This window comes from Micromonospora citrea (genome assembly GCF_900090315.1).
Lineage (GTDB): Bacteria > Actinomycetota > Actinomycetes > Mycobacteriales > Micromonosporaceae > Micromonospora > Micromonospora citrea.
This window is the reverse complement of sequence record NZ_FMHZ01000002.1, coordinates 6,517,139-6,531,813: the sequence shown is the minus strand read 5'-3', so window position 1 is coordinate 6,531,813 and position 14,675 is coordinate 6,517,139. Positions and strand designations below refer to the sequence as shown.

The window sequence follows — 14,675 nt, the reverse complement described above, 5'->3', positions numbered from 1 at the left end:
CACCACAGGTCCCGCGGGCGGCTCAGGAGAGCCCGAGGTCCTGGTCGATGAGGTCGAACAGCTCCTGGTTGCTGGCCGCCCGCAGCCGGTCCGCCACCTCGGCGGTCTCCTCCCGGCTTTCCTCGGCGGCGCCGAGCCGTTCGAGCAGGCTGTGCAGCCGCATCGTGATCCGCACCCGGCCGATGTCGTCCGGGTCGCGCAGCGCGAGGACGCTCTCCAACCGGTCCAGCTCCGCCAGGGTCGGCAGCGCCTCCACCGAGGCCTCGCTGAGCAGCTCGGCCCGGAGGTGCTCGGCGAGCGCCTGCGGGGTCGGGTAGTCGAAGACGACCGAGCTGGGCAGGGTCAGGCCGGTCGACCGGGCGAGCCGGCCCCGCAGCTCCACGGCGGTCAGCGAGTCGAAGCCGAGGTCCCGGAAGGGCCGGTCGGCCTCCACGGCGTACGGGCTGTCGTGGCCGATGACCTCGCCGGCGGCGGCGCGGATCAGGTCGACCAGCACCCGGGCCTGTTCGGCCGGGGTCAGCTCCCCGAGCCGCTTGCGCAGCTCGCCGGCGACCTGGTCGCCGTCCTCGGCGTCCGCGCGCTCCGCCGCCGCCTGGGCGGCCACCTCGGCGATGTCGCTGATCAGCGGCCGGGGCCGGGCGGAGGCGAACACCGGGGCGAAGCGATCCCAGTCGACGTCGGCCACGGTGAGGGCGGTGTCGTCGCCGGCGAGGCCGGCACGCAGGGCGGCCATCGCCGGTTCCCGGTCGAGCAGCGACACCCCGCGCCGGCTCATGGCCGCCGCGTGCGCGTCGGTCACCATGCCGCCGCCGGCCCACGGGCCCCAGTTCACCGAGAGGTGCCGGGGGCTTCCGGCCGGTCGGGACTGCGCCCAGGCGTCCAGGAAGGCGTTGCCGGCGGCGTACGCACCGTGGTCGCCGACGCCCCAGACGGCCGCGATGGAGGAGAAGTGCACGACCAGGTCGAGCGGCCCCGGGTCGAGGAACTCGTCGAGGTGGCGGGCGCCGGCGATCTTGCCGGAGACGACGTCGGCGAGTTCGGCCTCGGTCACCGCGGCGACCGGGTTGAGCCGTCCCACCCCGGCGGCGTGCACCACGGCGTGCACGGTCTCGCCGTCGGCCCGCAGTCCGCGGGCGAGCGCCGCGACCGCGTCCCGGTCGGCCAGGTCGCACGCCAGCACGCGGGCCTCGGCGCCGAGGCCGGCCAGCTCCGCCACCGCCTCGTCGGCGCCGGGGGCCGCCGCGCCGCGCCGGCTGACCAGCAGCAGCCGGCGCGCGCCGTGCCGGGCGAACCAGCCGGCCGCGTACCGGCCGACGGCGCCGGTGCCGCCGGTGACCAGGACGGTGTCCGGCGGCTGCCAGCCGGCCGGCGCCTCGGTGCGGGGCGCGCGGGCCAGCCGGCGCAGGTAGGTGCCGGAGTCGCGCACCGCCAGCTGGTCCTCGTCGCCGGCGGCGGTGAGCGCCGCCAGCACTCCCTCGGCGGTGGCGGTGTCCAGCGCGGCGGGCAGGTCCAGCAGGCCGCCCCAGTGCCGGGGGTGTTCCAGCGCGGTCACCAGGCCGAGACCCCAGGTGGTGGCCTGTGCGGGGCGCGCGACCGGGTCGTCGGGGGCGGTGCTGACAGCCTGCCGGGTGAGCAGCCAGAGCGGCACCGGTGGCAGGGCGTCGGTGACCGCCTGCACGAGGGCGAGGTTGGCGGTCAGGCCGAGGGGCACGGCGGGCCGGTCGGGGTGCGGTCGCTCGTCGAGGGCGAGCAGCGACACGATCCGGGTGGGCGCCGCCCGTCCGGCCGTGGCAGGGTCGCCGGCCAACCGCTCGGCGAGTGCCGTCCGGTCGGTCGTCGCCGGGTCGACGGCGAGCAGCCGCACGGTGCCGCCGCGCGCGGTCACGAGTTCGGCGAGCCGGTCGACGACCGGGCGGTCCGCATCCGTGTGGACGAGGATCCAGTCGCCGTCCGCGGCGCCGGCCGGGAGGGCCCGGGGACGCCAGGTGATCCGGTACCGCCAGCCGCCCGCGAGGGTGTCCTCCCGCTGCTGGCGTCGCCACCGCGCCAGCTCCGGCAGGAGGTCCCGCAGCGGCCGGTCGGCGTCGACGCCGAGCCGGTCGGCGAGCGCGTCGCCGTCGCCGGACGTCACCGCCTGCCAGAACGCCGAGTCGACGTCGTCCGAGCCGGTGGCGGGCGCGTGGCTCGCCGCCGCGTCGAGGGTCGGCCAGAAGCGCTGGTGGGCGAACGCGTAGGTGGGCAGGTCCACCGGGCCGGCGCCGCCGGGCAGCAGCCGCGTCCAGCGTACGGGCACGCCCTGGCAGTGCAGCCGGGCGACCGCGCCGAGCAGGGTGGCCACCTCGTCCTGGCCGGGCCGCTGCACGCCGGTCACGACGACCGGGGCGTCCGGCGGCAGCGCGTCGGCGGTCAGGGCGGTCAGCACCGTGTCCGGCCCGACCTCCAGGAACCTCGTCACCCCGTGGGCGTGCAGGTGGGTGACGGTGTCGGCGAAGCGGACCGCCTCCCGCACGTGCCGGACCCAGTGGTCGGGGCCGCACAGGGTGTCGGCGTCGACGACAGTGCCGGTCAGGTTCGACACGAGCGGCACCGTCGGCGGCGCGTACGACAGGGTGGCCGCCACGGCCGCGAAGTCGGCCAGCATCGGCTCCATCAGCGCGCTGTGGAAGGCGTGGCTGACCCGCAGCCGCTTCGTACGCACGCCGAGGTCGGCGAAGTGGTCGGCCAGCCCGGTCAGCGCGTCCTGTGCCCCGGCGACGACGACGGCGGCCGGCCCGTTCACGGCGGCGACGTCGAGCTGTCCCGGCGTGTCGGCCAGCGCCCGCCGCACGTCGACCTCGGGGGCGGCGACGGCGAGCATCCCGCCGCCGGCGGGCAGTGCCTGCATGAGCCGGCCCCGGTGGCCGACGAGCGTGCACGCGTCGGGCAGGGAGAGCACCCCGGCCACGTGGGCGGCGACGATCTCCCCCACGGAGTGGCCGGCCACCAGGTCGGGCCGGATCCCCCAGTCCTCGAGCAGCCGGAACAGCGCCACCTCGACGGCGAAGAGTCCGGCCTGGGTGAAGGCCGTCTGGTCGAGCAGGTCGGCCTCGGCGGTGCCGGGCTCGGCGAACAGCACCTCGCGCAGGGGCCGCGGCAGGTGCGCGTCGAGGTGCTGGCACGCCTCGTCGAGGGCGGCGGCGAAGCGCGGGAACGCCGCGTAGAGCTGGCGTCCCATGCCGGCGTGCTGGGCGCCCTGGCCGGAGAAGAGCACCGCCAGCGGGCCGCCGGGCTCGGCGACGCCCCGGGTGAGGCCGGGGTGGTCCTGCCCGGCGGCGAGGGCCCGCAGGCCGGCGAGGGCGGTGTCCGCGTCGGCGGCGAGCAGCACCGCGCGGTGCCGCAGCGGGGACCGGCCGGCGGCGAGGGCCCGGGCGACGTCTGCGGCGGAGGTGGCGCTGCCCGGCAGCCAGTCGGCGAGCCGGGCCGCCTGGGCCGGCAGGCTGTCCGCGCTGTCGGCCGAGACGACGAAGGGCAGCACCGGCAGCCGGGCGGGCGGCCCGTCGGCCGGGCGGGACGCCCCGGCGTCGGTCGGCGCCTGTTCGAGGATGACGTGCACGTTGGTGCCGCTGACCCCGAACGACGACACCCCGGCCCGGCGGGGCCGGTCCACCTGCGGCCACGGCCGCGGGTCGGTCAGGAGCGCGACGGCGCCCGCCGACCAGTCGACGTGCGGCGAGGGCTCGTCGACGTGCAGGGTGGGCGGGAGCAGGTCGTGCTGGAGCGCCATCACCATCTTGATCACGCCGGAGACGCCGGCGGCGGCCTGGGTGTGGCCGATGTTCGACTTGACGGAGCCGAGCAGCAGCGGCCGGTCGGCGGGGCGGTCCCGCCCGTAGGTGGCGAGCAGCGCCTGCGCCTCGATGGGGTCGCCGAGCCGGGTGCCGGTGCCGTGCCCGTCGACCGCGTCCACCTCGGCGGCGGTCAGCCGCGCGTTGGCCAGCGCCTGGCGGATCACCCGCTCCTGGGCCGGCCCGTTGGGCGCGGTGAGGCCGTTGCTGGCGCCGTCCTGGTTCATCGCCGAGCCGCGCACGACGGCCAGGATCCGCCGACCCTCGCGCTGGGCGTCGGAGAGCCGCTGCAACATGACCAGGCCGACGCCCTCGCCCCAGCCGGTGCCGTCGGCGGCCCCGGCGAACGACTTGCACCGGCCGTCGAGGGCGAGCCCCCGCTGCCGGGCGAACTCCAGGAACGGCCCGGGGGTGGCCATCACGGTCACGCCGCCGGCGACGGCGAGGTCGCACTCGCCCTGCCGCAGCGACTGGCAGGCCAGGTGCAACGCCACCAGCGACGACGAGCAGGCGGTGTCGACGCTGACGGCGGGGCCCTGCAACCCGAAGTGGTACGCCAGGCGCCCGCTGATGACGGCGGCCACGTTGCCGGTGGCCTGGTAGCCCTCGGTCTCGACGCGGGCGGCCAGCAGCAGCGTCGCGTAGTCCTGGCCGTTGGTGCCGACGAAGACGCCGGTGTTGGTCTCCCGCATGTCGGCCGGCGCGGTCCCGGCCCGCTCGAACAGCTCCCAGGCGCTCTCCAGCAGCACCCGCTGCTGCGGGTCCATGACCATCGCCTCGCGCGGGGAGATGCCGAACAGGGCGGCGTCGAATCCGGCGGCGTCGGCGAGGAAGCCGCCCTCCCGGACGTACGAGGTGCCGAGCCGGTCGGGGTCGGGGTGGTAGATGGCGTCCAGGTCCCAGCCCCGGTCGGTCGGGAACTCCGCGATGCCGTCGCGCCCCTCGCTGACCAGTCGCCACAGGTCCTCCGGGTCGGCGACGCCGCCCGGGTACCGGCAACTCATCGAGACGACGGCGATCGGCTCGTCCGGGGCGACGGCGGCCCGCACGGCCGGGGCGGCCTCGGCGTCGTCGCCGGTGACGAGGGTGACCAGGTGGTCGGCGAGGGCCGTGGGCGTCGGCCGGTCGAACACCAGCGTCGCCGGCAGGGTCAGCCCGACCGCCTCGGCGAGCCGGTTGCGCATCTCGACGGCGCTGAGGGAGTCGAAGCCGATCTCCCGGAACGACCGGTCCGCCGCCAGCGCCTGCGGCGCGGGCAGGCGCAGCACCGCCGCCGCGTGGACGCGCACCAGGTCCAGCAGGAGCCGGCGCCGCTCCGGCGCGGCGAGGCCGGCGAGCCGACCGCGCAGCGGGGACGCCTCCCGCGTCTCGCCGCCGTCGCCGGTGCGGGCGGCGGCGAGGGCGCGGGCCACCTCGGGGATGTCGCCGATCAGCGGCCGGGGCCGGGCCAGCGCGAACGTCTGCAGGAACCGGTCCCAGGCGACGTCGGCGACGGTGAGGGCGATCTCGTCCCGTTCCAGGGCACCGGCCAGCACGGCGGCCGCCAGGTCGGGGTCCATCGGCCGGACACCGGAGCGGAACATCTGGTCGGCGGCGCCCTCGGTCTCCACCATGCCGCCGCCGTCCCAGGCGCCCCAGGCCAGCGCGGTGCCGGGCAGCCCGCGCCGACGCCGGTCCTCGGCGAGCGCGTCGAGGAAGGCGTTGCCGGCGGCGTACGCGCCCTGGTGGCCGCCGCCCCAGACGCCGGCGCCGGAGGAGAAGAGCACGAACGCGGTGAGGTCCGGGCCGAGTACCTCGTCGAGGTTGACCGCCCCGGCGACCTTGGCCCGCAGGACGCCGGCCAGCTCGGCGACGTCGGTGTCGGCCAGCGCGCCGGCGTGCGGCACACCGGCGGCGTGGAACACCGCGTCGATGCGGGTACCGCCCTCGGCGAGCCGGCCCACGAGCGCGCGCAGCGACTCCCGGTCGGCCACGTCGCAGGCCGCCACGGTGACGGTCGCGCCGTGGCCGGCCAGCTCGGCCTCCAGCTCGGCGGCGCCGGGCGCGGCGGGTCCCTGCCGGCTGGTCAGCACGAGGTGCGCGGCGCCCGCACGGGCCAGCCAACGAGCCACGTGGGCACCGATCGAGCCGAGGCCGCCGGTGACCAGGACGGTGCCGGCGGGACGCCAGCCGTCGCCGGCCGGGCGGTCGCCGGCGGCGGCCCGGACGAGGCGCCGGGCGAACAACCCGGAGGAGCGTACGGCGAGCTGGTCCTCGTGCCCGATGCCGGCGAGCGCGGCGGCCAGCCGGGCGCGGGCCCGCTGGTCCGGGTCGGCGGGCAGGTCGACCAGGCCGCCCCAGCGGTCCGGGTGTTCGAGGGCGGCGACCCGCCCGAGCCCCCAGGCCGTGGCCTGGTCGGGCCGGTCCACGGGGTCGGCCCGTCCGGTGCTGACGGCGCCGCTGCTGACGCACCAGAGCGGGGCGGTCACCCCCGCGTCGCCGAGCGCCTGCACCAGGGCGAGGGTGCCGGCGAGCCCGGCCGGCACCACGGGGTGCTCCGGGTGCGGCGCGTCGTCGAGGGCGAGCAGCGAGCACACCCCGGCGAGGGAGTCCGAGTCGCCGGCGCGCAGCAGGTCGGCCAGCGCCGCCCGGTCGGGGTCGGCGACGGTGAGCAGGGTGGGCTCCGCGCCGGCCTCGGCGAGGGCCCGCAGGACCGCGCCGGTCAGCGGGGCGTCGGCGTGCGCGGCCGGCACCGGCACCAGCCAGGCGCCGGTCAGCGCGGCGGTCGTCGGCGCGGTGACCGGCGTCCAGGTGACCCGGTAGCGCCAGCCGTCCACCGTGGACTCGTCGCGGCGGCGCCGCCGCCAGGCGGCGAGCAGCGGCAGCGCGTCGTCGAGGCGGCGTGCCTCGGTGTCGTCGAGCCGCATCGCCTCGGCGAGCGCCCCGGCGTCGGCCCGCTCGACGGCGTCCCAGAACCGCCGGTCGGCCGGTTCCCCGACGCCCGCGACCGCGCCGGTCAGCGCCGGCGCCTCCGGCCAGTACCGCTGGCGGTGGAAGGCGTACGTGGGCAGCGGCACGGCCGGGCCGGTGCGCGTGCCGTGGACGGCGGCCCAGTCCACCTCGACGCCGTGGGCGTGCAGCGCGGCGAGGGCGGTCAGCACCCGCGGCCAGCCCCCGTCGCCCCGGCGAAGGGTGTCGACGACGACGGCCTCGTGCCCGGCGGCGTCGATGGTCTCCTGGATCCCGGAGCTGACCACGGGGTGCGGGCCGACCTCCAGGAAGACCTGGTGGCCCTCGTCGAGCAGGCCGCGCACGACGCGTTCCACGTCCACCGGCTCGCGCGGGTCGCGGTGCCAGTGGTCGGCGTCGAGTTCGGTGGTGTCCAGGGGCCGGCCGGTCAGGGCGGACCAGAACGGCGTCTCGGCGGGCCGGCCGACGATCCCGGCGAGGCTGCCGGTCAGCCGGTCGGCGACGGCCTCGGCGTGCGGCGCGCGGTCGGCGAGCGCCCGGCCGCGCAGCGCGACGATCTTCGCGCCGTCGGCCAGGGACAGCGCCCCGGCCACGCAGGCCGCCGCGATCTCGCCCTGGGAGTGGCCGACCACGCCCGCCGGCCGTACGCCGAGGGAGGCCCACAGCCGGGCCAGCGACACCATCACCGCCCACAGCGCGGGCTGCGCCACAGCCGGGTCGACCAGCGGCGGCGCGGCCGGGGCGGCGCGCAGCACGCCGGTGAGCGACCAGTCCACCCAGGGCGCGAGCGCCTCCTCGCACTCGGCGATGGCGGCGGCGAAGACGGGGGACGTGTCGAGCAGGTCGGCGGCCGTCCCGGGCCACTGCGAGCCGTGCCCGGAGAAGACGAAGATCGGGGCGGCGTTGCGCAGGGTGGCGCCGGTGACCACGTCGGCCGAGATGTCACCTGCGGCGAGGGCGTCGAGGCCGCGGGCCAGTTCGTCCCGGTTGCCGCCGAGGACCACCGCCCGGTACGGGAACGCCACGCGGCTGGCGGTCAGCGCGTACGCCACGTCGGCCGGCTCCAGCTCGGGGTGCGCGGCCAGGTGGGACCGCAGCCGGCCCGCCTGGCCGCGCAGCGCGACGGGGTCCGCCGCGGAGAGCGCGAACGGCACGACGGCGGATGCCGGGAGCGCGAACGGCACGGCGGTGTCGGGCGGGGTCGCGGCGGGCTGCTCGGGGGCCTGCTCGATGACGACGTGCGCGTTGGTGCCGGAGATGCCGAACGAGGACACGGCCGCCCGGCGGGGGCGGTCGACGGCCGGCCACGGGGTGGGCTCGGTGGCGAGCGCCACCGCCCCGGCGGTCCAGTCGATGTGCGGTGACGGCTCGTCGACGTGCAGGGTCGCCGGCACCAGGCCGTGCCGCATCGCCAGGACCATCTTGATGATCCCGGCGACGCCGGCGGCGGCCTGGGTGTGGCCGAGGTTCGACTTGACCGAGCCGAGCAGCAGCGGCCGGTCGGCGGGGCGGTCCTGCCCGTACGTGGCCAGCAGGGCCTGCGCCTCGATCGGGTCGCCGAGGGTGGTGCCGGTGCCGTGCGCCTCGACGGCGTCCACGTCGGCGGGCATGAGCCGGGCGCCGGCGAGGGCCTGCCGGATGACGCGCTGCTGGGAGGGGCCGTTGGGCGCGGTGAGGCCGTTGGACGCGCCGTCGGAGTTGACGGCGCTGCCCCGGATGACGGCGAGGACGCGCCGACCCTCGCGCCGGGCGTCGGAGAGCCGCTGCACGAGCAGCACGCCGACGCCCTCGCTCCAGCCGGTGCCGTCGGCGGCGGCGGCGAACGACTTGCACCGGCCGTCGGGCGACAGGCCGCGCTGCCGGGAGAACTCGACGAACGTGCCGGGGGTGGCCATCACGGTGACGCCCCCGGCGAGCGCGTACTCGCACTCCCCGGCCCGCAGCGCCTGCGCCGCCAGGTGCAGCGCGACCAGCGACGACGAGCAGGCGGTGTCCACGGTGACGGCCGGGCCCTCCAGCCCGAACGTGTACGCCACCCGGCCGGAGAGGACGCTGCCGGAGGTGCCGGTGCCGATGTAGCCCTCCACCTCGCCCGGCTGGTCCATGAGCCGAGAGGCGTAGTCGTGGTACATGACGCCGGCGAAGACGCCGGTGCGGCTGCCGCGCAGCCGCTGCGGGTCGAGGCCGGCGTGCTCGAACGCCTCCCAGGAGGTCTCCAGCAGCAGCCGCTGCTGCGGGTCCATGGCGAGCGCCTCGCGGGGCGAGATCCCGAAGAACGCCGGGTCGAACTCGGCCGCGTCGTGCAGGAATCCGCCGTGCCGCGTGTACGAGGTGCCGCTGTGGTCCGGGTCGGGGTCGAACAGCGACTCCAGGTCCCAGCCCCGGTCGGCGGGGAACTCGGAGATGCCGTCGCCACCGGCGGCCAGCAGCTCCCACAGCTGGTCCGGGCTCTCGACGCCGCCCGGGTAGCGGCAGGCCATGCCGACGATGGCGATGGGCTCGTCGGCGCCGACGACGGTGCCGGCGACCGGGCCGGTGGTCGACGCGCGAACGCCGGCCAGCTCCGACCACACGTGGTCGGCGAGCACGGTGGGGGTCGGGTAGTCGAAGACCAGCGTCGACGGCAGCCGCAGCCCGGTGGCCGCGTTCACCCGGTTGCGCAGGTCCACCGCGGTCAGCGAGTCGAAGCCCAGCTCGCGGAAGGCCCGGTCGGCCGGCACCGCCTCCGCGCCGCCGTGCCCGAGCACCTGCGCGACCAGGCCGCGCACGAGCACGCCGATCCGGGCGCGGGCCTCGTCGGGCGCCAGGCCGCTGACGCGGGTCGCCCAGGTGGCGCCCTGTCCCGCCTGGCGGCGCGTCGTGGTGGCGCCGAGCAGGGCCCGCAGCATGGGTGGCACCAGGCCGGCGCCGGCGGCGGCGCGGAGGGCGGCCGGGTCGATCACGGCGGGCACCAGGGCGGGCCGGTCGGCGCCGAGGGCGGCGTCGAACAGCCGCAGCCCCGTCTCGGCGCTCATCGCGGTCATGCCGCCCCGGGCCGACCGGGCCCGGTCCGCCTCGTCGAGGGAGGCGGCCATGCCGGGGGTGTCCCACATGCCCCAGGCGAGGCTGACGGCCGGCAACCCGAGCTGCCGCCGCCACACCGCCAGCCCGTCCAGGAACGCGTTGCCCGCCGCGTACGCCGACTGCCCCGGCGAACCCAACACCCCCGCCACCGACGAGAACACCACGAACAGGTCCAGGTCCAGGCCCGCCGTCGCCTCGTGCAGGAACCAGCCCGCCGACACCTTCGGCGCCAACACCCCCGCCAGACGCTCGGCGGTCAGCCCCTCGACCACCCCGTCGTCCAGCACACCGGCGGTGTGCACCACCCCCGCCAGCCGGCCCCCGGCGGAGATCCCGTCGACCAGGCCGAACACCTCGTCCCGGTCCGTCACGTCACACGCGACGACCCGCACCGACGCACCCAGCGCCGACAGCCGCTCCGACAGCTCGCCCGCGCCCACGGCCTCCGGGCCACGCCGCGACACCAGCACCAGGGAGCGCACCCCGTGCGCCGACACCAGGTGCTCCGCCACCAGCGCCCCGAGCGCGCCCGTACCGCCGGTCACCAGCACCGCGCCCTCGCCCAGGCCCGGCGCCGCCACCGCCGTACCGACGCCCGCCCGGGCCAGGCGCGGCACGAACACCGCGTCGGAGCGGACGGCGACCTGGCCGCCCGTCGCCACCGGCTCGTCCGCCACCCCGGCCAGCACGCCCAGCAGTCCCGCGTGCAGCTCGCCGTCGACGTCGGCGAGGACGATGCGGCCCGGGTGCTCCGACTGCGCCGAACGCAGCAGGCCCCACACCGCCGCGCCCGCCAGGTCGCTGACCCGGTCCTCGGCCCCGACGGAGACGGCGCCCCGGGTCACCACGACCAGCTTCGAATCCACCAACGCGTCGGCCGCCAGCCAGGACCGGACCGAGGCGAGGACGGCCGTGGTCGCCGCGCGTACCGCGTCGGGGCCGTTGGCGGCGTCCCCGGCGCGGGCGGCGTTCCCGCCCACGCCGCCGGCCGACCCGACCGGCAGCAGCAACAGGCGGGGCGGCACGCCCGACGGCTCGGCGGCGGTCGCGGCCAGCGCCTCGACGTCGGGGAACACCGGCACGTCCACGGCGGCCGGCGGGCCCACCAGCGCCCACCCGGAGACGTCCCCGACGGCGGCGACCTCCTCGGCCCGCCACGCGACCTCGAACATCGAGCGGGCCGCCGTGCCCGCCGGCGACACCGCCGTCAGCTCCCGCAGCGCGAGGGAGTCCACCGACACCACGGCGGCGTCCGACTCGTCGGACGCGACCAGCCGCACCGCCGTACCCACGCGCGTCAGGCGCACCCGCAGCGCCCGCGCGCCCGAGGCGTGCACCTGCACACCCTCGAACGCGAACGGCACCCGCGGCCCGCCCGACTCCGCACCCAGCAACAACCCGATCGGATGCAACGCCGCGTCCAGCAACGCCGGATGCACCCCGAAGCCCGCCGCGTCACCGGCCACCTCGTCGGGCAACGCCACCTCGGCGAACACCTCGTCGCCGCCGGCCCACACCCGGCGCAGCCCCCGGAACACCGGCCCGTACCCGAGGCCGTGCTCCGCCAACGTCGGATACCAGCCGGCCAGGTCCACCTCGACGCCCCCGGCGGGGGGCCACTCCCCCACGCCCGGCTCCTCGGCCGACGCGGGTTCCAGAACGCCCTCCGCGTGCCGGACCCACTCCGGGTCGACGGCCTCCTCCGGCTGGGAGTGCACGGTCACCGACCGGGTGCCCGCCTCGTCGGCCGCGCCGACGCGCACCTGCACCCGCACGCCGCCCGAGGCCGGCAGCACCAGCGGCGCGGCGACCGTCAGCTCCCGCACCCGGGACGCGCCGACCTCGTCGCCGGCCCGCACCGCCAGCTCCACCAGCGCCGCGCCCGGCACCACCACCACGCCCGACACGGCGTGGTCGGCCAGCCAGGCGTGCGTCGCCGTGGAAAGCCGGCCGGTCAGCACGACCATGTCCTCGCCGGCGACGGAGACCGCCGCGCCGAGCAGCGGATGCCCGGCCGCGCCGAGCCCGGCGCCGGAGACGTCGGTCCACCGGCCGGCCGGCTCCAGCCAGAAGCGCTGGTGCTGGAAGGCGTACGTCGGCAGGTCCACGTGCCGGCCGCCGCCACCGCCGCCGAGCAGGTCCGCCCAGCCCACGATCACCCCGTGCGCGTGCAGCCGGGCGAGCGCCTCGAGGAGGGCCTGCGGCTCGGGGCGGTCGTGGCGCGAGGCCGGGACCAGCAGGGGCGTGGGCGTGTCCTCCGCGCGGTCGGCGAGGCAGCCCTGCGCCATGGCGGTCAGCACGCCGTTCGGCCCCACCTCCAGGAAGGTGTCGACCTCCTCGGCGCGCAGGCAGTCGACGGCGTCGGCGAAGCGCACCGTGCCGCGTACGTGGCGCACCCAGTAGCCGGGGTCGCAGAGCTGGTCGGCGTCGGCGACCCGGCCGGTCAGGTTGGACACCACCGGGATGGTCGGCGGCCGGAACGTCAGCCCCTCGGCGACCGCCGCGAAGTCGGCGAGCATCGGGTCCATCCGGGCGCTGTGGAAGGCGTGGCTGACCCGTAGCCGGCGGGTCTGCACGCCCCGCTCCGACCACACCCGCCGCACCTCGTCGAGCGCCTCGGCGTCGCCGGCGACCACGACGGCGGCGGGGCCGTTCACGGCGGCGACGTCCAGCCGGTCGGTCAGCCGGGCGAGGGACGCGGTCACCGCCGCCTCGTCCGCCGCCACGGCGAGCATGCCGCCGCCGGCGGGCAGGGCCTGCATGAGCCGGCCGCGCGCGGCGACCAGCGCGCACGCGTCCTCGACGGAGAGCACCCCGGCGACGTGCGCGGCCGCGATCTCGCCGATGGAGTGCCCGGCCACCAGGTCGGGCACGACACCGAACGACTCGACGAGGCGGAACAGCGCCACCTCGACGGCGAACAGCCCGGCCTGGGTGAACACCGTCCGGTCCAGCAGCTCCGCCTCGGCGGAGCCGTCCGGGGCGAACAGCACCTCCCGCAGTGGGCGCGGCAGCAGCGGATCGAGCTGCGCGCACACCTCGTCCAGCGCGGCGGCGAACACCGGGAACGCCGCGTACAGCTCCCGGCCCATGCCGGCGCGCTGCGCACCCTGGCCGGAGAAGAGGAACGCGGTCCGGCCGCGCGGGGCGGCCACGCCGGTGGTGACGGCGCCGTGCGGCTCGCCGGCGGCGAGGGCCCGCAGTCCGGCCAGCAGGTCGTCGGCCGCGCCGGCCAGGACGACGGCGCGGTGGTCGAGCCCGGCCCGGCTGACCGACGAGGCCGCGACGTCCGCCGGCCGGAGGGAGTCGGCGCGGCCGAGGTGGTCGGCCCACCGCCCGGCCTGCGCGGCGAGCGCCTCCGGGGTGCGGGCGGAGAGGAACACCGGGGCCAGCGGCAGCGCCACCGGCGGGGCCTCGTCCACCGGCGGGGCGTCCCCGGCGGGCGCCTCCTCCAGGATGACGTGGGCGTTCGTACCGCTGATGCCGAACGACGACACGGCGGCCCGGCGCGGCCGGTCGGCGGCCGACCACGGGCGTGCCTCGGTCAGCAGCGAGACCTGCCCGGCGGACCAGTCGATGTGCGGGGACGGCGCGTCGACGTGCAGGGTGGCGGGCATGGTCCGGTGCCGGATCGCCTCGATCATCTTGATCAGACCGGCGGCGCCGGCGGCGGCCTGGGTGTGGCCCAGGTTCGACTTGACCGAGCCCAGCCAGAGCGGCCCGCCGTCGCCCCGGTCCTGCCCGTACGTGGCCAGCAGCGCCTGCGCCTCGATGGGGTCGCCGAGGGTGGTGCCGGTGCCGTGCGCCTCGACCACGTCGACGTCGGCCGGGGAGAGCCGGGCGTTGGCGAGGGCCTGCCGGATGACCCGCTCCTGGGACGGGCCGTTGGGCGCGGTGAGGCCGCTGCTGGCGCCGTCCTGGTTGACGGCGCTGCCCCGGATCACGGCGAGGATCCGCCGGCCGTCGCGGCGGGCGTCGGAGAGCCGCTGCAACAGCAGCACCCCGACGCCCTCGGACCAGCCGGTGCCGTCGGCGGCGGCGGCGAACGACTTGCACCGCCCGTCCGAGGCCAGGCCCCGCTGGCGGGAGAAGTCGGCGAAGGTGCCGGGGGTGGACATGACCGTCACGCCGCCGGCGAGCGCGAAGTCGCAGTCCCGCTGGCGCAGCGCCTGCGTCGCGAGGTGCACGGCGACCAGCGACGACGAGCACGCCGTGTCCACCGTGACCGCCGGGCCCTCGAGCCCGAAGGTGTACGCCACCCGCCCGGAGACGACGCTGCCGGAGTTGCCGGTGCCGATGTAGCCCTCGACGCCGTCGGGCAGGTCCAGCACCCGGGACGCGTAGTCGTGGTACATCACCCCGGCGAACACGCCGGTGCGGCTGCCGCGCAGCCGCTGCGGGTCGAGGCCGGCGTGCTCGAACGCCTCCCAGGACGTCTCCAGCAGCAGCCGCTGGTGCGGGTCCATGGCCAGGGCCTCGCGGGGGCTGATGCCGAAGAAACCCGGGTCGAACTGCGGCGCGTCGTGGAGGAAGCCGCCCTGGTTGCTGGTCGACGTGCCCGGGTTGTCCGGGTCGGCGTGGAAGAGCCGCTCCAGGTCCCAGCCCCGGTCGGTCGGGAAGTCGCCCACCCCGTCGCCGCCCCGCTCGACGAGGTCCCACAGCTCGGCCGGGCTGGACACCCCACCCGGGAACCGGCACGCCATGCCGATGACGGCCATCGGCTCGCGGTCCTTGGCCTCCACCTCGCGCACCCGCCGGCGCGCGTCGCGCAGGTCGGCAGTCGCACGCCGGAGGTAGTCGAGGAACTCTGCCTCAGTGGGCATCGGGCCACTCCGTATC

At 77.6% G+C, this 14,675-nt stretch carries 1 protein-coding gene; it reads right to left on the bottom strand.

Annotated features, from left to right (window positions below; genetic code table 11):
* Positions 1 to 22: 22 nt before the first annotated feature.
* Positions 23 to 14,659 (bottom strand): type I polyketide synthase, encoded by a 14,637-nt coding sequence (locus GA0070606_RS29205; RefSeq protein WP_091106416.1) that lies wholly within the window; start codon positions 14,657 to 14,659, stop codon positions 23 to 25.
* Between the last annotated feature and the right edge of the window lie 16 nt (positions 14,660 to 14,675).

Excerpts from the sequence above, each read along its gene's own strand:
- GA0070606_RS29205 (WP_091106416.1), bottom strand. The coding sequence starts at position 14,659 with ATGCCCACTGAGGCAGAGTTCCTCGACTACCTCCGGCGTGCGACTGCC.